We start from the raw sequence: 23,695 nt of genomic DNA, 5'->3' as shown, positions 1-23,695 counted from the left end.
TGATTAAATAAAAGATTAAATAAAAGATTAAATAAAAGATTAAATAAAAGATTAAATAAAAGATTGAATAAAAGATTGAATAAAAGATTGAATAAAAGATTGAATAAAAGATTGAATAAAATATCAGAAAATGAATGCTATATAAAAGCTTTCATTAATCCAAGAATTAAAATAGCATGAGCTAGCAATGATGCTATTGATACTTTATTTTTAAAATTAATATTATTAATTTTTTGACCACTTTCTTTCATGTAATTTAAGCGATATGTATTTTTATTTAAAAATTTCTCCATTGAAAATGCAGTTATTAAACTAGAAAATATTAAATTAATTGCTCCTAAATAATATTGCTTCGAAATCATGAAATACAATGCGCTAAATTTTGCCAAAAACCCTGGAGTTAATGGAGCGCCTACTAATGATAATGCAGCATATTTTAGTATCCAAGATTTTTTACAATCTTCCATAAGAAACAAAGTTGATTTTGTCCATATATGATGCAATAAGTATAATTTAGTAAGGTAAAAATTGCCTGATTTATCAAAAAAACAAAATTCAAAAATAGCAATATTTAATAAAATTCCAATTTGACTCATGATGTGAAAACTAAGTATTTTTCTATTTTCTCTAGATTGATATGCTAAAATTGATCCAAAAATAGAGCTAATAATTGACAATATTTCCAATATGTTAATTTGTTTGAAAGGCAAAGCATCCATCCTAATCCATGGCATTAGTATTAAAATTGAGTATAAGGATATTTTTGTTATAATTCCTGACGCCCAAAATGATATATAATTTGGCATATTTTTATACAATGATATCCATAGTCCAAATGGGTATATTCCGCATTTGATTAAAAATCCTATCAACATAACATATGAAGATATGAATGGCTTTTGTTGTGAAAATATTATTAAGTGCCCTTGTTCTAAATAGAATAATGCGACTCCAAATACAATGATAAAACTAGCCATCATTTGATATTTTAAGTATTGTTTCCATTGAGAGAATCCAGATTTTATCAAGCAAAATAAAAATCCAATTAAAACTATTTCATATCCAACATACATATTGAAAAAATCTGTTGTGCAAGTTATTTTATATATTCCATATAAATTGGCTAGAAATCCAATTGATAAGTTTGGACTACACAATATTGCTAAAGAAGTTAATGCGCTTGCAGATAATGCTATAAATATACCAATGTTATTTGGCATGATTTTTATAATTCTTGGGTCAAAATTAATTAATTGCATATTAATAGAATAGTAATCATGTAACAATAATGCAGAACAAATAAATATAACTGATATATTGGTATATTTTATAGTTAATGAATTGCACTTTAATTTATCAAAAAAAATATTCAATAAAACTGCAGAAAATAAAATGAACAAAGATGCAGAAGATAATGTTAGCATCATTTTTTTAACAACAACGCAATCATTCCAAGTCCAATTACAATTGAAGTAAGGATAAAAGATTGTTCCAATAAATTGTTTTTATGCAAATAAAGCAAAAATAAATTAATTGCCTGCCCTATTAAAATATATCCGAATATGGATGTGTTGTTGTTTTGTCTTATAAAGTACAATCCAAATGTTAATAATATCATTATACTAATCACGTTGTGCTCTTCATCAATTAATTCTCTTGTGTCTTTTTAAATTTTTCATTATAAGAAGAGCTCATAATCAATTTTAAAGAAATAAACGTAATTGCAAAAACAGCTAGATCAAATAGAATTTCCAATTTTTTAATAGAAATGATATCAAAATAAGACAAAGGAAAATAAGATGAAACAATCAATATGGCTAGAGATATATAAATTAAATCACTAAATCGCTTTACTTTATTGAATAGATTAGTCGCATGTGAAATACTATTAAACAGTTTAACAGTGTAATTCTTAGAAAATCTATCATTCATATTGCATGCCTTGTCATTACATGAATTCAAATTATTTTGTTTTTCCTGATATCCAAGCGCCATCAATACTCCTGCTGGAAAGCCTCCTTTTATATTAAAATGCATTCCAGTTATATATCCAATTGAATAAAAAAATAACTTTCTTCCAAAAAGCAGAGAAAAAACATAGACTGCGCCAAATGTCATTAAATATTCTGACATTGAACATGAATTACTGCTATTTAAACATGCAAAAGCAATGCCTATAGAAATATTTTTAAGCGAAGATATAAATAAATTCTGAGAAGATTGTTTGTTATTTCCAGAAAATTTATTTATATTCATGGAAGATTTTCTCATGCTTATAGCAGATTGATCAAATTTTTCACTTTGAAAAGATTTTTTATATTTCATAAATTAGCCTTATTTGCTTTTTTATAATTTGTCATTTACACACTTTCGTTTATCCTTTTTGCTAAAAATAAATTCATTAATGCAAAAGTATTTTTGATTTAATTGGAGAATACCCAAGAGACCACATAGATTTAGTTTCTATTAAATCAATATTATTATTATTCATTAAACAAATATGATTTCTAATCTTTTTTATCTCATTTGAAAGTTGTTGATCTTTATTGTTCAATTTTCTCATATTTGACTTTAAATCATTTATCTTAAAATACATATCAATGTTTTTCATAGCAAAAAATGCAAATATAGAAATTCTAATTAAATTCCCTATTAATTTTTTGAAGCCAAAGTTAAGCATCAGTTGCATTTCCCATATTAAGAAACTTAACAGCCCTTTTTCTTTTTATTGATTCAGGATTCTCTTTGAACTCTTTTATTAATTTATTAACATGGTGCATGATATATTTTTTTACTTGATCCATAGTGGCTGTTTTTGATTGATGTGCTCCACCTTTTGGTTCTGGAATAATATCGTCAATCATTCCGTATTTATATAAATCTTGAGCTGTTAGTTTTTGTGCTTCCGCAGCCTTTTCTTTATATTTTTGATCTTTCCATAAAATTGCAGAGCACCCCTCGGGTGAAATAATTGCATATATAGAATTCTCAAGCATTAAAACCACATTAGAAAGAGCCAAAGAAATTGCTCCTCCAGATCCTCCTTCTCCAATTATTACGCTAATATTTGGAACATTTAAATCAGATGATAATTCAAGACACTTAGCTAAGACATAACCTTGCCCTCGTTCTTCAGAAATAATTCCAGGATACGCTCCACTTGTATCTATCAAAGTTAATACAGGAATTTTCAGCTCACTTGCAATTTCCATCAACCTGCATGCTTTTTTATATCCATGAGGATTAGCCATTCCAAAATTATGCTTTATTCTTGTTTCAATATCATGGCCTTTTTCATGCACAATTACCATAATCGATTGATTTTCTAGCTTTGCAATTCCACCAATAATAGCATTGTCATTTTCATTAAATCTGTCGCCACATAGTTCAAAAAAATCACTAAAAATATAATTTATATAATCTAAACCATGAGGTCTATTTGGATGCCTCGCAATTTGAACTTTTTCCCAAACGGTCAAATTATCTTCTGAGTTAATATTATTTGACATAGGCGAATTGGAGCAAGTGCTTTTTGCAAAATCTCTACTAGAATTGTCAAACAATTTTTTAAATTTTTTAATCAAATCAAACATTATATAAAGAATTTTTATCACATTTCAGGAAAAATCTCTACTCCATTATGCTCAAATAGCTCATTCCATTATTTTCATAAAAGAGTTTTCAAGCTTTTTATCCTCTATACTTACATATCTACTGGTTGTATCCAAATTTTTATGACCCAAAACTTGTTGCAATATTTTTAAATTGCAATCATTTTCTAGCACATGAGAAGCAAAACTATGCCTTAAACTATGTGGTGTTATTTTTTGAATTATATTATTTTTTATTCTCCATTTTGCAAGAATATGAGCGCATGTTTGAGGGTGAAGCCTTGAAAGTTTGTTCCCAATAAACAAGGGGTTATTTTTATTTAATTGAATTGGATATCTGAATAAATATTCTTCTATCCATTGATTGACGATTTTAAATATTGGAACTTTTCTTATAACATTACCTTTTCCCCTGATTGTAATGCTTTCTTTTTTTGAATCCCAATTTGATATATTTAAACTTAATGCTTCGCTTATTCTCATTCCACTTCCATACAATAATCCCCACAATGCTCTGTTCCTATATGAAATCCATGTATCATTTACTTGCAACAAATCATCTATTAGTTCTTTTGAAATTGACCTTGGGAATGTTTGCGGTGTTTTTATTTTTAACTCAGACAACACATTGTTTTCACATTCTAGAAATTTAAATAATTTTCTCCATGATGAAAGAAGTCTTCTTTGAGAAAAAGGACTTACATTATGAATTTTTCTATTTGAATACAAAGCTCGAAAATCTAATTTAGTTAATTTATTTATTGTGTTTAGAGAAATATCTTCATTTCTATATTTTGCGAAGAAATCTAAAGATAATTTTATATCATATAAATAGGATAAAACAGTATTTAGTTGCTTGCTTTCTCCATGAATCATATTGTACGAAAATTCAGAAAGATTTTCATTTAAGTTTTCATCTGAATTTATAGAACGTATTATTTTTCTTAACTCTGAATATTTTTCATCTTGCAAAAATTGCTTACTTACCAAAATCAACTATTCCATTATGAGTTAATTGATGGTTGAATAAACTTTCTATTATTTTTGTAGAAATAGTTGCAATATGAGCCCCTGCAGCAGCAGATTTTTCTACATGATCTCTATTTCTAATTGATGCAGCTATTATTTGAGTTTGAATGTTATTTTTATCATATATACTTCTAATTGTTTGTATTGTTTTGAATGGATCTTCATTATTGTCTTCCAGTCTTCCAACAAATAATGAAACATATTTTGCGCCTAAATTAGCTGCTAATATAGCCTGATTTACATTAAAAGCCAGTGTCACATTAACATCTAGTCCATTTCTAATAAAATCTCCAACTTGTTTAAAATAATCAAGATGAGATGGTATTTTTAATATTATTTTATCTTTATTTTGAAAAACTGTTCCAATTTGATCAATAAATTCATCATAGTTTTTTAATTGATAACTAACTTTATGACCTGTCATTTCGGAGATTTTTATCGCCTTATTCATGTCGTGTTGTAGTAATTTTGGATTTGTAGTAATTCCATTTATAAGCCCTGCTTTAGATAAAGGCAGAATGTCATCCAAATTAGCTGAATCAGCAAAAATCATCATATATACAATTGTGTAATTGATTCAATTCAATTGCAAGATTTAATTTTATAAAAATTGCTTTAATTGAGCAAATCTCATCATTTAATTAATTTTGTTAGTGCATTTAATTGAATTGATCTTGCTGACTCTTCGTGTGTATTTTTCATCATCATTAAAACTAGTATTCAAAAATACATCAATCATTTTAAAAATATCTTCATTTTCATTTTTAGCTCCAAGAATTAATACATTGGCATCATTATGACTTCTAGCTGAAATCACATCATCTATTGTTTTGCATATAGCTCCTCTAATGTTAGAAAATCGATTTGCACAAATACTCATTCCAATTCCAGTTTTGCATATCAAAATCCCTACAGAATCTTCATTCCACTTGTCAATCAAGTCAAAAACTACGTCTGTAAAATCTATTTCTTCATTTTCATAGCATCCTATATCTATTATTTTTACCTCTTTGCCAGAGATTTTGTCAATTTTGAGCATGATTTCTTGTTTTAATTCAAATCCCCTGTGATCTGTTCCGATAATTATTTGCATGATTAATTATATTTCATGATTTTGCATTGATCAATAAATGATTGTAATTTTCATTATAATTTTTTCAGAAAAATTTATTTATGCTTTATTTGTTAGTTTTGGAAATCATTATTAGTTAACAGTATTATTTGATATTTTGATTCAATTTTTAATTTGCTTTGATAAGAATTATTTTCTCTCTGCTTGTTAATCCGCTTTTAATAATTACATTTGATTTTGAAACGCCAAATTGTTTTGCAATCAATTCAATAACAGCTTTATTTGCTTTTCCATTTTTGGCTGGCTCTGTTACATAAACTTTATACAAATCCTTATCTTTTTTAATTCTTGATGATTTTGCTTTTGGAGTTACTTTAATTTTAATTGTTATGTCATTTAAATCTTGTAATTTTTCAATAAAATCTTGCAAACAAGATTCATGCGCCTCTTGATAGCATTTTGTCATAATTTTTTTTACATGATAATCAGAGTCTTTTGCAGCTTCTATCCTTATAAAATTAAATAAAAAGAATGCATTGATAACATTAATAAAAACCATTTTCATTAATTTAAGAATAACATGCATATTTGCTGTAAGCAATTTTATGCTTAAGTAAGGTATATTTCTTGCATAGAAAATACATAATACTTGCAATTATTACAATGCAAAATAGGAAAATAAATATAGAAATGCAATTTTAAGAAATGCAGCTTATAATTGTTTTTGAACAAACAAGAATTTAAGATTTTATTGATTTTTCGTTGCAATTTATCATAATTATTTTTTTGTATACAATTTTGTGATTAAATAGTAATTAATGGTTCAGTATAAATTTATTAATAATTCCCTTATTTTAATGGGAAAATGGAATAATGATAACTTAATTAATTTAATTGATATTATAAATCATGCAGATGAAAAAATCTCTGAAGTGCAAATTGATGGAGAGGTATCATTGAATGTAGAGTATATTGTTGATAAATATAACAATAATAAAAGTGATAGAAAAAAAAGAATAAGTTTGAAATATGCAGATATTAATGCCGATGATAAAAAAGAAGATTTGTTTATAACAAAAATTATTAGAATGCAAATACAATTTTTAAAAAGAATGAAATTGAATAGCGCTCAAAAAGAAGCATTTAGAGATTATATTGTATATGATTTTGCGGAGTTAGGAATGAATAGCTTGCTGTTAGTAGCTGCAATGTGCTCTGTATTGGGTATGGCAATTGTACTTGAAGGGTATGCTCAGCTTTATTATTTAGGAGTAGAATCATTTACAATGCATTTCTTTGTTTCTTTCATATTCAGGGAAATGATTCCAATTATGTCTTCAATACTCATTGCAAGCAAATGTGTTACATCCATTACATCAAAATTATCTGCTCAAAAAATCAATTCAGAGCTTAAAATGCTGTCTTTTATGAATATAAATGAAAATATAGTTTTGAAACCAAAATGGATTGCATGCATGATAATAATGCCTCTTATGAATGTGTATGGATTGATTTTTTCTCTTGCATCTGGATCCATTGCATATTCTTTTCTTTCAAATTCAAATATAATTTTCGCATTAAATCATATGATTAGCTCTTTTAATATGACTAATTTTCTTATCTCTCAAACAAAATCTCTCGTGTTTGGATGGTGGATTGGATTGGTTATGTGCTCTGCTGGTATTTTATATGATTATGGAATCAAAAATCTTGGAAAAGCTGTAGTTAAATCTGTAGTTTATTCAATAAGTGGTATTATAGTTTTTGACATGATCGTGATGTTTTTATGTACAAAGATGGGGATATGATGAGTTTATTAGATTGCGTTAAAATTAATACAAAGATTCACAAAGAAATAATACACGAAGATTTAGATTTTTCTATCAAAAAAGGGGAAATTGTTTCTTTGATGGGAAGATCTGGATCTGGAAAAACATCTTTTGCAAATATTTTGCTAGGTTTTATGAAAATTAACTCAGGATCTGTACTTTGGAAAGGTAAAAAATTAGATATCAATCAAGTCAAATCTAGAATTGGATTTCAACCACAAAATGGAGCTTTATTAGCTGATAAAACTGTTTTAGAGAATGTTGCTATGCCATTAAGATATGTAGCAAATTTTGACTGGGATTTGTCATTTGAATTAGCTATGAATAAAATATTATTAACAGGATTGACTGAAAAAGATTTTTGTAAATATCCACACATGCTTTCTGGAGGAATGATTAAAAGAGTTTCTCTGGCCAGAGCAATGTCTATTGACCCAGAATTGTTGATTTTAGATGAGCCTCTTTCAGGTTTGGATGCGATTAGCTCTAAGCAGTTTGAAAATTTGATATGGAGCTTGTCTCACTCTACTTCAGTCATATGCATTACGCATAATTTTATTAAATCTCATAAATATTATATATTAGAAAACAAAAAGATATTACAATTAAAAGAAGAGGAAATTAAGGAAAGTGAATATGTCAAATTTTAACAAGAGATTTTTCAACAAGAAGGCAATTTTATTCATATTATTTGCAGTTATCCCAATATTAGTAGGATTGTCTTGCTATTTTCATGATAATTTTAGAAATAAACATGCTTATATAATTGCTTTTGATGAAAATGTGAGCGGCTTAGAGCTGGGGTCTTCTGTTTTATTTAATGGTGTGAGCGTTGGATACATCAGAGATATAGCAATTAATCCAGATAATGATAAAGTAAATATTGTTATTATGATAAGCAATTCAATGAAAACAGATAATAAAGTGGCTCAAATACAATCTCAAGGATTATCAGGACATAAGTATATTAATTTAGCAAAAGACAATGTAGGTAAATTAGGAAAATTTCATGGATTTCAACAAATATCTTCCAAAAAATCAGACTTGTCTAAAATTATGGACAGGGCTCCAATGATTGCTGATCAGACTCACAATTTAATTGAAAAATTAAATGATATAGATTTGAAAATGATAAATAATATTTTATGCAATTTAAATAATATTATGAAAAAAATTGACAAAATTGCAGATAAATCTTCTAAATCAATAGATAAAATGAGCAACATTTTGAATAATTTAAATAATATTGCAAATAATTTGCATTACTCAACAAAAGATAGCAAATCCAACATGCAAGATTTTTTCTTAACATCTGTTCCAAAGTTAAATTCAAGCATAAGTAATTTGAATGATATTTTAGATGACGCAAGCAAAATCATGAATAGATTCAAGGAAAAGCCTGTAAAATTTTTATTAGATTGGTATAGCTAAGAATTAAATTTTACTTAGAACTGCTAAATTATATTAATTAAATAAAGGTTTTTTGAAATTTATATACCTAAATACTATGGACATATTTTTTATTAATAGTAGAATGGGATATGATTAGTAAAAAAACAGCGGTTTGTTTGTCATGATTCAAAAGCCTAGATTTTGCAAAAAATATATGAAATTCATGTGTTTGTTATCTATAATGACACTAACTTTATTCAACAATGCTATTTTGAGAGTTATTAAAGACACATTGCTGTTTTCAGATAATTCTAGTATCGAAGTTGTGCATTTTATAAAGTCATTTTTGGTAATGCCTATTTCGATGATTTTTGTTTATTTTTATACAAAAGCAAGCGCATCAGTAAAGCAAAGTAGAATAATTTACATAATTATGGCATTTTTCTTTATATTTTTTGCATTATATGCTGTTTTGCACCCAATTAGATCACATATGCTGCCAAATCCTAAGTCAGTAAACAGGCTTATATGTGAATTTCAACGATTTAAATGGATTTTTGTTTTATATGGATCTTGGTTTAACGCATTATTTTATATAGTTTCAGAATTATGGTCTGCAGTTGCTTTGAATTTAATATTTTGGCAATTTGCTAACAGCATTAATACAATTAAAGATGCAAAAAATTATTACGTTTATTTTGGGATATTCGGAAGCATTGGGATGGTTTCTGGAGGAGGGATAATATCATATTTATTTTCCTCTAATATAAATTACAAAATTTCATTAATGAGTGGAATTATTTCTACTAGTACAATTTGTATCATTGTATTGTATAAATTTGTATTTAATTATGTTTTGCAAAATTCATATGATTTACAAATGGAGCAAAAAACAAAATTTAAATTTTCAGATATATTAAAAATGTTTTTCCATTCAAAATACTTGAGATATATGATGATGTTAGTATTTTGCTATCATATGACAAGTAATTTAGTTGAAATAACATGGAAGTCAATATTGAAAACATCTGTAGGTGGAGCAGATGAATATGCAAGTTATATGGGTGTAATTTATATGATATCAGGGATCTTATCTATATTATTATTTTATTTGCCAGCTCAATTAATGAAGAGGGCATCTTGGATGACAATTGCAATTTCAATACCAGTTTCTTTATCTGTTTTGACTACAATATTTTACACAACTCTATTTAAAGTATTTAGAGATAATATGCATTCTTTGACTTATGTTGATTTAATGCCAATTACAATTGCTGGATCTGCATATTATATATGCAACAGATTTCTGAAATATGCGCTATTTGACCCTGTTAAAGAAATGGCATATATACCTTTAAAAAGAGATGAAAAGTTAAAAGGAAAAGCTATGATAGATGTATTTGGAGGAAAGTTTTCCAAGGCATTAAGCGGATATATTCAGGCTATTTTGCTTACAATTATCCCTAATGCAAATCAAATTTCGATATCTTATTACACAATTTATATTGTGATAGCTTGCATGATATTATGGATTTTTTCTGCAAGAAATCTATCTTATGAATATGAAAAAATATCACTTTCTAAGCAATAAAAAATTTTGGCAATTTGCTAATAGCATTAATACAATTAAAGATGCAAAAAATTGAATATAGGTGATCTTTTAAACACCATTTTATAAATCTATAAGAGTAATTTTTAATCACAATTAAAGACAAAATTAAAAAAAGAAAATTACCAAATAGAATTATAAGAAAACATTGCCTATAAAGTTAAATGAAATACGTTAAATTAATGAAGCTTTGCTCATAACAAATAAATATGGTATATTTCGCTAATGAAGTTAGTTTTTAATATTATTAGCATTTGCTTTTTATTTAATTTTATAAAAGCAGAAACAGTAAAAAATCCTGATCAATGCATCAAAAAAGATGCTAAGAAAAAAGAAAAAATTAATTGTTCAAAAGTGAAAAATATAAGAATTTCAATTGAAGAAGAAGAGAATGAAACAAACAAATTAAAGATAGCTTTTGAACAAGGGGATTGGTTAGTTAAATATGCTCGTAATTCTGTTACAAAAATCATGAGAAAGTATTGTCAGGAAGCATATAAGTCTTATTTACAAGATTTGATTATGATAAGATTGCATGATTTAAATGAAATCACAGACAAAACATTAGACAAACAATTAGGCGAAACTGATCATAAATGCAAATTATGCTTATCTGCTATTAAAATATCTAACGATGCTTATTTTGTGCAAAAACATGGGAATAAATTTATCTATAGGGATTACAATGATAAAAAATAACTCATTAAATTATTTAAAAGCTTCATCTTGGTTTGTAATGTCCATATTGTGTGGGTTTTTTAACGACTATATAGTAAAATATATTTCTGTAAGTGATTTTATAGATGTAAGCATATTTCAAATGAATTTTTTGAGATTCTTTTTTAGTGCAATAATTTTATTGCCATTTTTTATCTTAAAACGATATAAGAAATCAAAAAGCAATTCAAATAATGCAAAAATTTCTCTAGATAATTCAAAAAATTGGTTCAAAAAATATAGAATATTAGAGCATTCCATTAGATCTGTTTTGCTATTTATTCCTATGATTTTATGGACATATGGAATTGCAAAAGGAAGTTTGGTTTTTTCCACTTTCATGGAATTTTCTATACCATTATTTGTTTTGATTATAGCTCGCATTTCATTGAAAGAATCCCTTAAAGGAAGGTTTTCATCCACTTTGATTGGTATTTTTGGCATTTTAATAGTTGCAAAGCAATATGTTAATCTTATTAGCTTGCCAATAGTTTTATGCATTGCATCTGCTGCATTCTTATTTGCATTATCTGATGTAATTAATAAATATTTGCTAAATGATGATGAAGAAATTATCAACTTATTGTTCTTTACATCAGTAGGTGTTTCTATTATTAGCTTTCCATTTGCTTTTAAACTATGGCAATGCATAGCATTTAATCAATTATTTTTGTATATATTGCAAGGATTGCTTGGAAATTGCTTATTCTTATTTATACTAAAATCTTATAAATTAGCTGATGTAGCATCTTTACAACCTTTAAGATTTTTATCTCTTCCAATTTCAATGTTTTTAAGCTCTAGATTGGGAGATGCATTGTGTTTTAAGTCTATTTTTATAGGTATGATTTTGCTAATTATTTCTTTGATATATAGCATGTTTTATGAAATATGTATAAATAAGTAGAATTTTAATTCATATATTTAGTAATAATTGCATAAATTATAATTAATTTCCTTAAAACACTTTGCATAATGTTAATTATGAACTTATATTATAAGCATATGTTATTATTTTTCTCTATTATATCTTTAAATTTGCCAAAAAGCCCTGTGCAAGCTAATAAGTCTATTGTTAATAATCAATCAATTATTTATGACACTAAAACAAGCAAGAATTTATGCTCTTATTATAAAGAAATTCGTCAATATAAAAATAATGTAAATTAGCGATGATTTGTTTTAATTAAAATTTAGATTAGTTAAATTTAGCAATTTATTAAAATTTTAACATGCAAGATAAAAGTTTATATTGTGCAACAATTTAATAAAAACAAATAAAAAGTCTTTATGAGGAATTTTATTGGAAAGGCGCATTAAAGCAAATAAAAGCATTGAATTTTATAAAATAGAAAGTAAAAATTCTTCATCCCTTCATTCTATTAAACAATAAGAAATAAATAGCAAGAAAACCTAAATGAAATATTGTTAATTTTATAACTTGCATTATTAATCTAAGTTTTTGAATTTTCATTAATTTTGAATATAAAAATTAAAATCTTTAAATAAATATATTATGTATTAATTTAAATAGTTTTTTTAAATTAAGGCATTGTGTATTATATTAATTGAAATAATCTTGGAAATTAATTTTATGAAGTTGATTGATTGAATTTACAGAAATTTGATTTGAAACTTTTAATTCCTTGATAATTTCTTCTTTAATAACATTGATTGCAGATTTATATACTCTAGCTTGATATCTTTTCTCTTCTTTTATGAGATTTTCATGCATTTGCTCGTTATGCTTATCTATAATCTTAGCGCACTTGCTAGAAGCTCCAATTCTATGGATATTTAATTGCTCTCCTATGTTTTCAATAAAATTATCATATTTTTCTTTTGTGATAATTTGGTCATTGCATATTTTTTTTAAAATCTCTTCTTTTGATCGAAGATTTTCTTCTAAGGTTTGTATTTCATCTATTATATTTTCTCTGTATTGTTTTACAAAGTTTTTTAATGTAGGTAGGGCGAATTTTCTCAAAATTAAACATGCTATTAAAAATGAAATAGATTCATATAATAATTTTAATAGCATATCTTATTTCTCACTTCTGATACAATATGCTTTACATGTGGTTTTAGCTTTTCCATAAAATCATTTTGCCATTTTTCTAAATCATTCATATGTTTTTTTAAAATCACTTCGTATTTCGCATCAATTTCATTTTTTTCTCTGCTGTGTTGATTTTCAATTTCTTGATTTAACTTAGCTATATTTTCATCTAAAATATTTTTCATGCTTGATTCATATTCTTCAATTCTTTTGCTATCTTTTAAGATTTTATTATTTAACTCTTCTACTGAATCTTCTAATTTTCTTATATAAGAAGTGCGAACAAAAATAGATTGTTTAATCCAAGGAATGAAAAAAGAATACATTAATGAAATAAAAATACCAAAACTGATTGAAATCCAAAAAATTTGACTGTAAAACCAGTAAGTATTTGCTTGAGGAATCATATTGCTCTCTTATGAAGATACTATTAATATAGCTATAATAAAAGAAAGAAGAGCGATAGATTCTAGTAAACCAGCTCCTACAAAAGCAAGTGTGCTCATGCTATCTTTTGCAACAGGATTGTTGCTTATAGCAGAAAACAAAGAAGAGAAAAGCTTAGATAGTCCTATAGAAACACCTATCAAAGGAAGTAAAGCTACCGATGCTGCAAACATTTTATCCATCATATTAGTGTAAGTATAAAACATCTTTCAATGAAATACAAGAAAGAAGCACGAATATATATGCTTGAAAAATAGCAACTGCACATTCAAAAAGAAGCATAGCTGAGTATCCGAATATAGGTATAAATTTGATTAAAAATAATGTTGTTGAATAATGCAGCACTACTTTTAAAATAATATGTCCAGCAATCATATTTACACACAAACGCAATGCCATAACAAATGGTTTTACAAAAAACAAAGAAAATTCTATCAAAAATACTAAAGGAAGCATTAATTTTGGAACTCCTCTAGGAGCAAACAATGAAAAAAGTTTTAATCCATGTTTCTTGAATCCTGCAAATACAGAAAGCGCGAAAACAAACATTGCCAATGAAAAGGTAGAAATTAAATGGCTTGTGAATGTAAAAGATTTTGGCAAAAGTCCAAACAAATTTCCCATAGCTATAAATATGAATAATGCCATAAAAAATGGAATGTATTTATCAGATTCATCTTTCAAATATTGCCTTGTTAGATTAGATATAAAATTATATATAATCTCATTTATGCTTTGGATGAAATTAGGCACTAAATTTACTTTATTTCTTGCAGATAAAATTATCGAAGAAGACAGAGCAGTCATGAGCATTAATAAAGCAGAGTTTGTGAATGAGATATCAAATCCCAAAAAGCGTATGTTGAAAATTGGAACAACAATAAATTGATTCAAAAGATCCATAGGTATATTATATACAAATATAACAAAATTTGAATAAGATTGATTTAATTTCTTAATGATGTTATTCGATATTAAAGCGCCCGTAGCTCAGCAGGACAGAGCGCAGGACTCCTAATCTTGAGGTCGTGGGTTCAAATCCCCCCGGGCGTGCTTTAAAATTAACAATTTATGTAATTTTATTTTTTCATTTTTATAATTAATTAATTTTCATTTGTTTATTGAGTTTTTAATTTAACTTCTTTGCAATAATGTGCAAATTTATGTTTCAAAAAATAATCATTTTAATAAAATGAATTGAATTACAAAAACTGCTTGCAAATTAGCTTGGGTTTTGCTAGTATTTGTTTGCGGGATAGAGCAGCCTGGTTAGCTCGTCAGGTTCATAACCTGAAGGTCGTAGGTTCAAATCCTGCTCCCGCAACATTTCTTTTTTAAATTATTTAGAATTAATTTTAAGTAGTTTGAAATTTTTACTTTTTTATTCAATTCAAAAAAAATTGTTTTTTATTTTAAGTATTGCTTTTTATTTTAAGTATTGCTTTTTATTTTAAGTATTGCTTTTTTGTAGTATTATTTAATTATGGAAAGATGTTTTGGCTCTAATAGCAAAATTTATTCGGATTATCATGATTTTGAATGGGGGGTTCCCTTGCATGATGATAGAGATTTATTCGAATTATTAATTTTGGAAGGAGCTCATGCAGGATTAAGTTGGGAAATCATTTTAAATAAAAGAGAAAACTATAGAAAAGCATTTCATAATTTTGATATTAATCTAGTTGCAAATATGACTGATAATCAATTGGATGAATTATTGCTTGACAAAGGAATAGTTAGAAATAGATTAAAAGTATATTCTGCTAGGAAAAATGCCAAAATATTCATAGAAATACAAAAAGAATTTGGAAGTTTTGATAAGTATATATGGAAATTTTTCAACTTTAAAACAATTAAAAATGCATGGAAAGATTTTGAAAATGTTCCTGTGTCTAATGAGGAAAGCGATAAAATATCCAAAGATCTTAAAAAAAGAGGCATGTCTTTTGTTGGATCTAAAATCATTTATGCATACATGCAATCAGCTGGAATGGTTAATGATCATGTTATTGGATGCCCTCAATGGAAAAAAATAGATCAGAAAATATCTTGAATTATAAATCATAATGAAAATGATTGAAAATAATGTTAAGTTTATAAATTTAATGTGTAAATTTTAAAGAAAATGAAGATATTTGTCATAAGTTATTGATTAATATTTTTATATGATGTAATTGTTTTTCTATGAAATTGATTGTAGTTGAGTCTCCTACAAAAGCAAAAGCTTTGAATTCTTATCTAAAAAATGAATCTATAGAGTACAAAGTTGTAGCTAGTTATGGTCACGTTAGGGCGTTGGCAAAAACAAAAGGATCTGTTGATGTTGAAAATGATTTTGCTATGAATTGGGAAAATGTTAGCAAATCGTCTAAAGCAGCTAAAGAAATTATAAGCATCGCCAAGAAAAGCGATGAAGTAATTTTAGCCACTGACCCTGATCGAGAAGGTGAGGCAATTGCATGGCATTTGGCTCAAATGATGGGTAGCGGAAAAGTAAAAGCAAAATTATCAAGAATGAGATTTCACTCTATTACTCCAAAGTCTATTAAAGAGTCATTGGATAAATTAGAAGATATAGATCAAGATTTAGTTGATGCATACATGGCTAGATTAGGACTAGACTATTTAGTAGGTTTTAATATTTCCCCAGTTCTATGGAGAAAATTACCAGGAAGTAAATCTGCTGGAAGAGTTCAGTCTTCAGCTTTGAGAATAATTACAGACAGAGAGTATGAAATTGAATCTTTTGTTTCTGAAGATTATTGGACTTTGCATGCGAAATTTTCACAAAATCAATATTCTTGCACTGCTGATCTTCATGAATGGGAAGGGAAGAAAATTGATAAATTTATGTGGACTAGCGAGTCAGTTGATAGTGCTAAAAATGAATTATTGAAAAGTGATTATCAAATATCTAATTTTGAATTTAAAGATCAATTAAGAAATCCAAGCGCGCCTTTTATAACATCAACCTTACAACAAGAAGCAGCTAATAAATTAGGTTGGAAACCTATGTTTTCTATGAAAATTGCTCAAAAATTGTATGAAGGTGTGAAATTGTCCAATGGAATGGAAGGTTTGATAACATACATGAGAACAGACTCTGTAAACATTTCTCAATCTGGAGTTGATGAATGCAGAGCTATGATTGAAAATGAATTTGGATCTACTTATTTGCCAAAAAAGCAAAATTTCTACAAATCAAAAGTTAGAAATGCTCAAGAAGCGCATGAAGCTATTAGGCCAACTAACTTTAATCATTTGCCAGAGCAAGTAAAGCCTTATTTGAATGAAGAAGAATTTAAATTGTATAATCTAATTTGGAAAAGATCTGTTGCGTCTCAAATGGCTTCTGCTATATACGAAATATGCAACATGTTTATAAGTGGAGAAAAAGGAACTTGGAAAGCTCATGGAGTAAAGAGTAAATTTGATGGTTTTCAGAAATTATACAGTATAGATAAGTTAGAAAATGAAGATATTTGGAGTTTTAATAAAGACACAATTAAGTGCGATGAAGTTGTTGATGAGAAGCATCAAACGAAGCCTCCGTCTAGATTTACAGAAACTTCATTGATTAAATATATGGAAGATAAAGGAATTGGAAGACCAAGCACGTATGCAAACATACTTTTTGTTTTGGATAAAAGAGGGTATGTATTTCAGAATAAAAAAAGCATTATTCCATCTAATCTTGGTTGGATTGTTTCTGCATTTTTAAAGAATTATTTTGAGATTTATGTTCAAGATGAATTTACTTCAGGAATGGAAGATAAGTTAGACTTGGTTTCAAAAGGTGAGAAGAATTGGAAAGAATTGCTGCAAGATTTTTGGGTAAATTTCAAATCTAAAATTGATGATGCATATAATTTGGATATGAAAGATATTTTAAAAAGAATATCACAAACATACAAAGAGCACTTTTTTAAGAAAACTGACGCTAAATGCCCTAAATGCAAAGGTGATCAAGAGCTTAGAATTAGCAAAGGAAGTGGATTTTTATGCTGTTCAAATTATCCATCATGCAATTGGAATAAATCAATAGATAGTGAATTAGATCAAGATTTGACTTTAGGAGAAGACCCTGATTCTGGAGATGAGATTTTAGTCAAGCAAGGTCCGTATGGATATTATATACAATGGGGTAAAGCTGAAGTGAAGGCACGTGTAATGTTGCCAGCAATGTTTGCTCCTCCGCATAATTTGACCGTTGAAGATGCTCTTAAAATTAAATCACTGCCAATTATTATTGGGAGACATCCTAGCAATGGCGAGATTATTAAAATAGGAATAGGAAGATTTGGACCATGGATTTTATATAAAAACACATATGTATCTTTGAAGAAGAGTCCTTTTGAAACAACTTTGGAAGATTGTCTACATATATTAGAATCTCCGAGAAATAGAAGTAAGATAGAAAAAAAGAATGAAGAAAAATCTGATAAAAAGACTGCAAAAAAAGCTGATAAGAAAGTCTAATTTTTAGAAAATTCTTAAAAAAATATAAATCAATTATTTATAATTTGCCTTATTGATTTCGTGATGATATAAAAGTCTCAATGAAATACAGCAAAATCCTATATCTGTTTTCCATAGCATGCATTGTAGATGCCAAGCCCAGCAAAGAATTATTCAATCAGCGCATGAATGAGATAAGTGCTTATGATATGAGCGAGTTATCAAAGTTTGAAACTGAAGAAGGTTGCAAAAAATATTTATCGCAAGAAGGTCAGGAAAAAGCATTGAAGCTATATTGCGCTTACAAAATTAGAAAAAGCGATTTCATTGTAAGAAGTTATAGACAATTTAGTGATGAAGAGAATCGATCTTTATGCAATTTATATGAAGAAAAGAGCTATTCTTAATAGCTTGGGGAGAATTTCTTTAAACTCTTTTAACAATGATTTAAAGTACATTCCAAGCAATTTGTTTGATAAGCTAAAGAATTTAACAGGGCTTTATATTGGATGCAATCAATTTACTGAGCTGCCAAAGGAAATCTGGGAATTAGATAATTTGGAAACACTTGATATGAGATGCTCTCAACTTACCTTATTGCCAGATGGAAGAGGTGAGCTGAAAAATTTGACAAAGCTTGATGCGCATGGCAATCAACTAACTTCATTATCATGGGTAAATAAGATGAAGAATCTAACTAGGCTTTATGCGCACAACAATAGATTAACCACATTGCCAAAGGAAATTGGAGAGCTGAAGAATTTAACAAAACTTAATATAGGAGCTAACCCACTAACTACATTGCCAGAGGAGATTTATAGATTTTGACCTTGGCTATATGTGTGGAATTAGCCTAAAAGTGAGAAAGTGGATTGATGGTGGATTTAAAGCTATGGAAGTGGAAGAGTTAGATGCAATTAAAGAGTGAGCAATATTAAAAATAGCACTTGATATTTGGGTTGAATTAAACTTGTGTATTTATTCAGATTTAGCTTAACTGTACTGCCTTTTTTGCTCTCAATCCATTTTTTATTCTTTTGCTTCAATTCATTAACTTCGCTTTAGGCTATGATAATATATTGGTATTTTCATTTTATATATTAATATTCATTTTGTTTTAATTTTTTCAAAATCTCGCTATTCTCGACTGTGCAAATTTTGTTTGATTTCCCTATTTTTATCTTATAAATCTTTGCTAGATCTTGAATCGGAGAAAGTGGGATTTAACATCGATTTCTCGTTTCTCTCAAAATCTCGTTCTTCCCATTTCTTACCTTCGGAGAAAGTGGGATTTAACATCGATTTCTCGTTTCTCTCAAAATCTCGTTCTTCCCATTTCTTACCTTCGGAGAAAGTGGGATTCGAACCCACGGTATGTAAAAACACACAACAGTTTTCGAGACTGCCCCATTCGACCACTCTGGCATTTCTCCTAATAAATATTCTAATGAATTTCTACTAATTTGCCAATTAAGTAATCAAAAATTATGGCGCTGAAAATTGAAATATAAGTTATTTAAATAATTTGAAGAGGGCGTAAATGCTAACGATATAAATTTACCTTGCAATTTTTGTGAAAAAAAATTAAAATTCTTTTGGGTGATTAGCTCAGTGGTAGAGCATCTCGTTTACACCGAGGAGGTCGACAGTTCGACCCTGTCATCACCCACCATTTTCAATTTTTACATTAATAAATATTAGGAAACGCAGTTTTTAAGTTAGGTGTTTTTTATTTATGAAACTTTTTATATTTTTATAACATATGTATTTAAAGCAAAATTCTCAATATTTTGATAAATTTAAAGTTTTTTTGAAAAATTTAATATATAATACATTCATGAAAGCATCAAATTTTTTCCTACCTATAAGAAGAGAAGTAAATGAAGTGTCTATATCTGCTAAAATTATGCTAAAGAGCGGAATGATACAAAAATTAGCCTCTGGGCTATATTCATGGCTTCCTATGGGATATAAGATTATGTCAAAGATAGAAAATATTATTTCAGAAGAATTTGAAAATATGGGATTCAATCGAATGTGCATTCCAACCTTACACCCAGCAGATTTATGGAAAGAAAGCGAAAGATATGACGCATATGGAAAAGAAATGCTTAGAGTTTTTGACAGAAAAAACAATGAGTTTATATATGGGCCTTCAGCTGAAGAACCATGTGTGGATATGGTCAGGCAAGCCAATATAAATAAAAACAATCTTCCTATTAATTTATTTAACATACAATGGAAATTCAGAGATGAGTTAAGACCTCGTTTTGGAGTAGTTAGATGTAGAGAGTTTTACATGTGTGATGGATATTCATTTCATGAAACTGTGGATCAATCTAGTAAATTTTATGATGATGTTTTTAAAGGATATCATAGGATATTTAAAAAACTAGGACTTGAAGCCATTGCAAAAGAAGCAGAAACAGGAGAAGTTGGTGGATTAAAAAGTCACGAATTTCACATTCCATCTGATGTTGGGGAGGATGAAATAGAGATCAATGGATCAAATAAATCCTCTTTGGAATTAGGTCATATATTTTTGCTTGGAGATAGATATACAGCCCCAATGAAATTGAGCATTACTAATAGTGAAAACAAGCAATTTCCTTTAATTATGGGATGTTATGGACTTGGAGTTTCTAGGATAGTAGCTGCAATGATAGAAAAATACTATAATCATGAATCTGATTCAATCGTTTGGCCGATTGATTTTGCACCATTTGCAATTAATATAATTAATGCAGATATGAAGTGTGAGAACTGCATTAATTTATCTAATGAAATATGCAATAAATATAAAAATATAGCATTTTATGATGATAGGATTATATCTGTTGGTCAGAAATTTACTGCATCAGATATGATTGGATCTCCAATTAAAATTGTTATATGGCCAAAAGAGCTAAAGAATGGATTAGTAGAAATTAGATTCCAAGGCAAAAAAGAAAATATAGAAATAGAAAAAATATATGAATATGTTAATAATATTATGCAATTTTGAAAACAGAGAAGATGTTTTGTATTTCTCAAATTAAATAATATGATTTGTCTAATGTTTAATTATGTTGCAATAGAATTAAATCAAATTAAAAAGATTTAATATAAAAACATAATGCAATGATTGGTAATTATATGGACACTTAAATAATTATTTAGATTAATTGAAGTTATAAATGATTTCAATGTTTTTTGAAAGAACTATGAATGCTAAGATTGGTAAAGAAGAGAGAGAACAGTTAGTCATGCAATTAAAACAATCAATGACATTGCGCCTCTTATTTCAGATAGACTTAACAAGGCATCTATTGAAGAAATATACGAAAGCAAATCATTGAAAGAGCTTCAAAATATTTTGAATGAAAATAAGAAAATAATAACTTTACTAACTCTGTCACATCCTGAATTTAATGGAATTTATAACTTATCTGATGCTTTAAAAGAATTGCCAGAAACTTCAAGTTGGAATGGCTCTAAAGATCTTACCACTTCAATGAAAATGTTTGCAGATTTCATTGATTGAGATCAGAAAATATTTGACTTTTATAGCAATAAAAAATATTCATTAAATTAAATAAAATTTAAGAATCATGCAAATAAAAATTGTATTGTTTTGTTAAAAATAAGACAAAAAATTAATATAACATTTTTAGAAAATTTTACTTTTCTTAATAAAAACATTTAAATTAATAAATATTTAACCCTCAAGATAGACATATAATATACGATATGTTATAAATCACGAGAGCGGATGTGGTGGAATGGTAGACACGTTAGATTTAGGTTCTAATAGCGCAAGCTGTGGGGGTTCAAGTCCCTTCATCCGTATTTGATTAAGAAGGAGCCAAAATGAATGTACCCAGCAAAAAAGATAATGAAATCAAAATTTTACTCGAAGGTGTAAAATCTGAATTAATATCTTCAGAAGGATTGAGTAGGGTATATACTATATCTATAGAGCATAAGAAATTCTCATCATTAATGGATGAATTCTTCGCTGAAAAACAAAAAACTTACACTACTAAATATTTTAATAGAGCAGGAAAAGTTCCTATGTCTATCGTAAAAAATGATTTTTCAAGCGTTGCTTTTGCTAATGCAGCAAGAGGAATTATTTCTGAAGCTATTTCTGCATTAGATGTAATATTTCTTGGTGATCCTGATATTAAAATCAATAAACATTTTGATGAAAAAAATGATGATGAAGTGGTTTTTGAAATCACACTTGCGATAGAGCCAAGTGTCCCAGAAATAGATTTTAAATCTATAGAAATTAAAAAACCTGTTATTGAAATCACAGATGAAGATGTGGCAAAAGAAATGGATTTGTGGGCTAAAAACAATGAAAGAGGAGTTGAATTAAATGAAAAACGCTCTTCTGCAATTGGAGACACAGTTGACATTTCAATGTCACTTATAGGAAAATCCTCTGACAAGCAATCTTTTAGATTAAAATTAGGAAGCAATAAGTTTTTACCTGAGATTGAAGAAAAGTTAGCTGGATTAAATGAAGGGGATAAAATTCAACATGAAATTTCAATTCCTAAAAATATAGATAATTCTAGCATTCCTTCAGATATGAAAAAATTTGCTGGAAAAAAGCTTTCTGTTAATTTTAATGTTGATAAAATTATGGAAACTAAAAATTATGATGTTGACATTGAAATGGCTAAAGAATTTGGATGCGCATCTGTTGAGGCATGTAAGCTAAGATTCAGAGATATGTTGCAAAAAAGAATTGATGAATCTTCTTTCATGTATAGAAAACATCAACTTTCTGACCAATTAAGCGAAATAAATTTTGAGCTTCCTGGAAATTCTTTGAATTTAGAAGTTCAATCTTTTTGGAATAGATTTTTAGCTAAATTTCAGTTAAAAAGAGATACAATGTTTTCTCATGAAGAATGTAAAAGTTTGTTTGAAAAAATCAAAGAAGCTGGATTCATGAAAAGTTCTACATTTGAAGAAATTGATAAAAAATATATTGATTTATCAAAGAAAAGACTAAAGTTTTTCTTCATCATGAAAAACATTCAAAGTAAATTGGGAATTAATTTATCAAAATCTGATGTAGATGCTGAGATAATGAAAAAATCTCAAGACTTTAAAGGCGGATTGTCTGAAGCAGTAAGTTATTTTGAAAAAAATAAAAATGCGAAAACAGCTATAGAAAATTCTTTGATGGAAGATAAGATAGTTGAAGAGATGCTTATGCAAACCAATGCAAAAGAAGAAGCAATGAGTATAAAGCAATTTTTTGAGACATTAGATAAATTAGTTAAATCTCTAGATGTTCAAATAGAATTTAATTCCTCAAATGATGATTCTAATGAAAAATCAGAAAGTGATAAAAAAATAGACGAATCAAATAAAGAAGTTGATATGGATTCTGAAAAAGAATTAAACACAAATGAAGAAGAAAAAGATAATAAATCTGAGAAAAATTCAACAAAGAAGTCTAAGAAGGATTAA

Annotated in this window: 26 protein-coding genes and 5 tRNA genes; 17 read left to right on the top strand and 14 right to left on the bottom strand. The window is 27.4% G+C overall.

The genetic code is table 11. From position 1 onward, the window contains the following. Window positions 1-137 precede the first annotated feature (137 nt). The 9 genes from FZC35_RS01450 to FZC35_RS01410 all read right to left on the bottom strand — a co-directional run bounded on the left by FZC35_RS01450 (window position 138) and on the right by FZC35_RS01410 (window position 6,271). Window positions 138-1,259 (bottom strand): proton-conducting transporter transmembrane domain-containing protein, encoded by a 1,122-nt coding sequence (locus FZC35_RS01450; RefSeq protein WP_172619010.1) that lies wholly within the window; start codon window positions 1,257-1,259, stop codon window positions 138-140. 164 nt (window positions 1,260-1,423) lie between these two features. Beyond that, on the bottom strand, window positions 1,424-1,618 hold the full coding sequence (locus FZC35_RS01445) for an NADH-quinone oxidoreductase subunit K (RefSeq protein WP_148980883.1): 195 nt from the start codon (window positions 1,616-1,618) through the stop codon (window positions 1,424-1,426). A 29-nt stretch (window positions 1,619-1,647) separates the two neighbouring features. Next, window positions 1,648-2,325 carry a hypothetical protein gene (locus FZC35_RS01440; protein WP_148980882.1) on the bottom strand — a complete coding sequence of 226 codons (678 nt, stop codon included), beginning with the start codon at window positions 2,323-2,325 and terminating at the stop codon, window positions 1,648-1,650. A gap of 76 nt (window positions 2,326-2,401) precedes the next feature. Then, a complete protein-coding gene (locus FZC35_RS01435; RefSeq protein ID WP_172619009.1) occupies window positions 2,402-2,680 on the bottom strand; it encodes a hypothetical protein in 279 nt (92 codons plus the stop codon). Next, complete coding sequence (locus tag FZC35_RS01430; RefSeq protein ID WP_216362635.1) at window positions 2,673-3,509, bottom strand: acetyl-CoA carboxylase carboxyltransferase subunit alpha; 837 nt, start codon at window positions 3,507-3,509, stop codon at window positions 2,673-2,675. The genes FZC35_RS01435 and FZC35_RS01430 overlap by 8 nt, the downstream gene beginning before the upstream one ends. Window positions 3,510-3,653: 144 nt before the next feature. Next, window positions 3,654-4,601 (bottom strand): tyrosine-type recombinase/integrase, encoded by a 948-nt coding sequence (locus FZC35_RS01425; RefSeq protein WP_148980880.1) that lies wholly within the window; start codon window positions 4,599-4,601, stop codon window positions 3,654-3,656. Next, window positions 4,591-5,196, bottom strand: a complete 606-nt coding sequence (locus tag FZC35_RS01420) for a transaldolase family protein (RefSeq protein ID WP_148980879.1) — start codon at window positions 5,194-5,196, stop codon at window positions 4,591-4,593. Before FZC35_RS01420 ends, FZC35_RS01425 begins: the two co-directional genes overlap by 11 nt. Window positions 5,197-5,277: 81 nt before the next feature. Beyond that, the gene (locus tag FZC35_RS01415) at window positions 5,278-5,733 is read right to left on the bottom strand and encodes an RpiB/LacA/LacB family sugar-phosphate isomerase (protein ID WP_148980878.1); all 456 of its coding nucleotides are present in this window, start codon (window positions 5,731-5,733) and stop codon (window positions 5,278-5,280) included. Window positions 5,734-5,881: 148 nt separating this feature from the next. Next, window positions 5,882-6,271 (bottom strand): DUF167 domain-containing protein, encoded by a 390-nt coding sequence (locus FZC35_RS01410; protein WP_216362634.1) that lies wholly within the window; start codon window positions 6,269-6,271, stop codon window positions 5,882-5,884. 259 nt (window positions 6,272-6,530) lie between these two features. Here FZC35_RS01410 and FZC35_RS01405 point away from each other — a divergent pair, with 259 nt between their 5' ends. From FZC35_RS01405 to FZC35_RS01380, 6 genes are all read left to right on the top strand, one after another. Next, entirely contained in the window at window positions 6,531-7,520 is a 990-nt protein-coding gene (locus FZC35_RS01405) for an MlaE family ABC transporter permease (protein ID WP_148980877.1), read from the top strand. Then, window positions 7,520-8,191, top strand: coding sequence for an ATP-binding cassette domain-containing protein (locus tag FZC35_RS01400; RefSeq protein WP_172619007.1), 672 nt, complete (start codon window positions 7,520-7,522; stop codon window positions 8,189-8,191). The genes FZC35_RS01405 and FZC35_RS01400 overlap by 1 nt, the downstream gene beginning before the upstream one ends. Beyond that, complete coding sequence (locus tag FZC35_RS01395) at window positions 8,178-8,972, top strand: MlaD family protein (RefSeq protein WP_148980875.1); 795 nt, start codon at window positions 8,178-8,180, stop codon at window positions 8,970-8,972. The genes FZC35_RS01400 and FZC35_RS01395 overlap by 14 nt, the downstream gene beginning before the upstream one ends. Before the next feature lie 142 nt (window positions 8,973-9,114). Further along, window positions 9,115-10,524, top strand: a complete 1,410-nt coding sequence (locus FZC35_RS01390) for an Npt1/Npt2 family nucleotide transporter (RefSeq protein WP_148980874.1) — start codon at window positions 9,115-9,117, stop codon at window positions 10,522-10,524. Window positions 10,525-10,767: 243 nt separating this feature from the next. Beyond that, window positions 10,768-11,241 carry a hypothetical protein gene (locus tag FZC35_RS01385; RefSeq protein WP_148980873.1) on the top strand — a complete coding sequence of 158 codons (474 nt, stop codon included), beginning with the start codon at window positions 10,768-10,770 and terminating at the stop codon, window positions 11,239-11,241. Then, window positions 11,228-12,166: a DMT family transporter gene (locus FZC35_RS01380; protein ID WP_172619005.1), complete on the top strand. Its 939-nt coding sequence runs from the start codon at window positions 11,228-11,230 to the stop codon at window positions 12,164-12,166. Before FZC35_RS01385 ends, FZC35_RS01380 begins: the two co-directional genes overlap by 14 nt. A gap of 657 nt (window positions 12,167-12,823) precedes the next feature. Here FZC35_RS01380 and FZC35_RS01375 read toward each other — a convergent pair. The 4 genes from FZC35_RS01375 to atpB all read right to left on the bottom strand — a co-directional run bounded on the left by FZC35_RS01375 (window position 12,824) and on the right by atpB (window position 14,668). Beyond that, the gene (locus FZC35_RS01375; RefSeq protein ID WP_148980871.1) at window positions 12,824-13,300 is read right to left on the bottom strand and encodes an ATP synthase subunit B family protein; all 477 of its coding nucleotides are present in this window, start codon (window positions 13,298-13,300) and stop codon (window positions 12,824-12,826) included. Next, window positions 13,291-13,644: a hypothetical protein gene (locus FZC35_RS01370; RefSeq protein ID WP_407078981.1), complete on the bottom strand. Its 354-nt coding sequence runs from the start codon at window positions 13,642-13,644 to the stop codon at window positions 13,291-13,293. The genes FZC35_RS01375 and FZC35_RS01370 overlap by 10 nt, the downstream gene beginning before the upstream one ends. Before the next feature lie 90 nt (window positions 13,645-13,734). Further along, window positions 13,735-13,971: a F0F1 ATP synthase subunit C gene (locus tag FZC35_RS01365; RefSeq protein WP_148980869.1), complete on the bottom strand. Its 237-nt coding sequence runs from the start codon at window positions 13,969-13,971 to the stop codon at window positions 13,735-13,737. After that, entirely contained in the window at window positions 13,952-14,668 is a 717-nt protein-coding gene (atpB, locus tag FZC35_RS01360) for a F0F1 ATP synthase subunit A (protein ID WP_148980868.1), read from the bottom strand. The genes FZC35_RS01365 and atpB overlap by 20 nt, the downstream gene beginning before the upstream one ends. Window positions 14,669-14,744: 76 nt before the next feature. Between atpB and FZC35_RS01355 the strand changes: the two genes are divergently transcribed. The 6 genes from FZC35_RS01355 to FZC35_RS01330 all read left to right on the top strand — a co-directional run bounded on the left by FZC35_RS01355 (window position 14,745) and on the right by FZC35_RS01330 (window position 19,051). Further along, window positions 14,745-14,818: transfer RNA gene (locus tag FZC35_RS01355), tRNA-Arg, on the top strand. 196 nt (window positions 14,819-15,014) lie between these two features. Beyond that, a tRNA-Met gene (locus tag FZC35_RS01350) sits at window positions 15,015-15,089 on the top strand. Window positions 15,090-15,248: 159 nt separating this feature from the next. Then, window positions 15,249-15,818, top strand: coding sequence for a DNA-3-methyladenine glycosylase I (locus tag FZC35_RS01345; protein WP_148980867.1), 570 nt, complete (start codon window positions 15,249-15,251; stop codon window positions 15,816-15,818). 131 nt (window positions 15,819-15,949) lie between these two features. Then, window positions 15,950-18,244, top strand: coding sequence for a type I DNA topoisomerase (gene topA / locus FZC35_RS01340; protein ID WP_148980866.1), 2,295 nt, complete (start codon window positions 15,950-15,952; stop codon window positions 18,242-18,244). Between the two features lie 80 nt (window positions 18,245-18,324). Beyond that, window positions 18,325-18,630, top strand: a complete 306-nt coding sequence (locus FZC35_RS01335) for a hypothetical protein (RefSeq protein WP_148980865.1) — start codon at window positions 18,325-18,327, stop codon at window positions 18,628-18,630. After that, on the top strand, window positions 18,608-19,051 hold the full coding sequence (locus FZC35_RS01330; protein WP_172619003.1) for a leucine-rich repeat domain-containing protein: 444 nt from the start codon (window positions 18,608-18,610) through the stop codon (window positions 19,049-19,051). The genes FZC35_RS01335 and FZC35_RS01330 overlap by 23 nt, the downstream gene beginning before the upstream one ends. Window positions 19,052-19,569: 518 nt before the next feature. On the opposite strand, the gene FZC35_RS01325 is transcribed toward FZC35_RS01330, so the two are convergent. Next, window positions 19,570-19,656: transfer RNA gene (locus FZC35_RS01325), tRNA-Ser, on the bottom strand. Between the two features lie 164 nt (window positions 19,657-19,820). Between FZC35_RS01325 and FZC35_RS01320 the strand changes: the two genes are divergently transcribed. The 5 genes from FZC35_RS01320 to tig all read left to right on the top strand — a co-directional run bounded on the left by FZC35_RS01320 (window position 19,821) and on the right by tig (window position 23,695). Further along, window positions 19,821-19,895 (top strand) — tRNA-Val (locus FZC35_RS01320). A 165-nt stretch (window positions 19,896-20,060) separates the two neighbouring features. Then, window positions 20,061-21,227 carry an aminoacyl--tRNA ligase-related protein gene (locus tag FZC35_RS01315; protein WP_172619002.1) on the top strand — a complete coding sequence of 389 codons (1,167 nt, stop codon included), beginning with the start codon at window positions 20,061-20,063 and terminating at the stop codon, window positions 21,225-21,227. Window positions 21,228-21,578: 351 nt separating this feature from the next. Beyond that, the gene (locus tag FZC35_RS02880) at window positions 21,579-21,746 is read left to right on the top strand and encodes a hypothetical protein (RefSeq protein ID WP_172619001.1); all 168 of its coding nucleotides are present in this window, start codon (window positions 21,579-21,581) and stop codon (window positions 21,744-21,746) included. 224 nt (window positions 21,747-21,970) lie between these two features. After that, window positions 21,971-22,051, top strand: a tRNA-Leu gene (locus FZC35_RS01310). Window positions 22,052-22,072: 21 nt separating this feature from the next. Then, entirely contained in the window at window positions 22,073-23,695 is a 1,623-nt protein-coding gene (tig, locus tag FZC35_RS01305) for a trigger factor (protein WP_148980862.1), read from the top strand.

Origin of the sequence: Candidatus Cytomitobacter indipagum, assembly GCF_008189285.1 — a bacterium.
GTDB lineage: Bacteria > Pseudomonadota > Alphaproteobacteria > CAJXXZ01 > 1604HC > Cytomitobacter > Cytomitobacter indipagum.
The sequence above is the reverse complement of the archived record's forward strand: the minus strand, read 5'-3'. Positions and strand labels throughout refer to the sequence as shown.

Excerpts from the sequence above, each read along its gene's own strand:
- FZC35_RS01450 (WP_172619010.1), bottom strand. The coding sequence starts at position 1,259 with ATGCAATTAATTAATTTTGACCCAAGAATTATAAAAATCATGCCAAAT.
- FZC35_RS01445 (WP_148980883.1), bottom strand. The coding sequence starts at position 1,618 with ATGATATTATTAACATTTGGATTGTACTTTATAAGACAAAACAACAAC.
- FZC35_RS01440 (WP_148980882.1), bottom strand. The coding sequence starts at position 2,325 with ATGAAATATAAAAAATCTTTTCAAAGTGAAAAATTTGATCAATCTGCT.
- FZC35_RS01435 (WP_172619009.1), bottom strand. The coding sequence starts at position 2,680 with ATGCTTAACTTTGGCTTCAAAAAATTAATAGGGAATTTAATTAGAATT.
- FZC35_RS01430 (WP_216362635.1), bottom strand. The coding sequence starts at position 3,509 with ATGTCAAATAATATTAACTCAGAAGATAATTTGACCGTTTGGGAAAAA.
- FZC35_RS01420 (WP_148980879.1), bottom strand. The coding sequence starts at position 5,196 with ATGATGATTTTTGCTGATTCAGCTAATTTGGATGACATTCTGCCTTTA.
- FZC35_RS01415 (WP_148980878.1), bottom strand. The coding sequence starts at position 5,733 with ATGCAAATAATTATCGGAACAGATCACAGGGGATTTGAATTAAAACAA.
- FZC35_RS01410 (WP_216362634.1), bottom strand. The coding sequence starts at position 6,271 with ATGGTTTTTATTAATGTTATCAATGCATTCTTTTTATTTAATTTTATA.
- FZC35_RS01405 (WP_148980877.1), top strand. The coding sequence starts at position 6,531 with ATGGTTCAGTATAAATTTATTAATAATTCCCTTATTTTAATGGGAAAA.
- FZC35_RS01400 (WP_172619007.1), top strand. The coding sequence starts at position 7,520 with ATGAGTTTATTAGATTGCGTTAAAATTAATACAAAGATTCACAAAGAA.
- FZC35_RS01395 (WP_148980875.1), top strand. The coding sequence starts at position 8,178 with ATGTCAAATTTTAACAAGAGATTTTTCAACAAGAAGGCAATTTTATTC.
- FZC35_RS01390 (WP_148980874.1), top strand. The coding sequence starts at position 9,115 with ATGATTCAAAAGCCTAGATTTTGCAAAAAATATATGAAATTCATGTGT.
- FZC35_RS01385 (WP_148980873.1), top strand. The coding sequence starts at position 10,768 with ATGAAGTTAGTTTTTAATATTATTAGCATTTGCTTTTTATTTAATTTT.
- FZC35_RS01380 (WP_172619005.1), top strand. The coding sequence starts at position 11,228 with ATGATAAAAAATAACTCATTAAATTATTTAAAAGCTTCATCTTGGTTT.
- FZC35_RS01375 (WP_148980871.1), bottom strand. The coding sequence starts at position 13,300 with ATGCTATTAAAATTATTATATGAATCTATTTCATTTTTAATAGCATGT.
- FZC35_RS01370 (WP_407078981.1), bottom strand. The coding sequence starts at position 13,644 with ATGTATTCTTTTTTCATTCCTTGGATTAAACAATCTATTTTTGTTCGC.
- FZC35_RS01365 (WP_148980869.1), bottom strand. The coding sequence starts at position 13,971 with ATGTTTTATACTTACACTAATATGATGGATAAAATGTTTGCAGCATCG.
- atpB (WP_148980868.1), bottom strand. The coding sequence starts at position 14,668 with ATGGATCTTTTGAATCAATTTATTGTTGTTCCAATTTTCAACATACGC.
- FZC35_RS01345 (WP_148980867.1), top strand. The coding sequence starts at position 15,249 with ATGGAAAGATGTTTTGGCTCTAATAGCAAAATTTATTCGGATTATCAT.
- topA (WP_148980866.1), top strand. The coding sequence starts at position 15,950 with ATGAAATTGATTGTAGTTGAGTCTCCTACAAAAGCAAAAGCTTTGAAT.
- FZC35_RS01335 (WP_148980865.1), top strand. The coding sequence starts at position 18,325 with ATGAAATACAGCAAAATCCTATATCTGTTTTCCATAGCATGCATTGTA.
- FZC35_RS01330 (WP_172619003.1), top strand. The coding sequence starts at position 18,608 with ATGAAGAAAAGAGCTATTCTTAATAGCTTGGGGAGAATTTCTTTAAAC.
- FZC35_RS01315 (WP_172619002.1), top strand. The coding sequence starts at position 20,061 with ATGAAAGCATCAAATTTTTTCCTACCTATAAGAAGAGAAGTAAATGAA.
- tig (WP_148980862.1), top strand. The coding sequence starts at position 22,073 with ATGAATGTACCCAGCAAAAAAGATAATGAAATCAAAATTTTACTCGAA.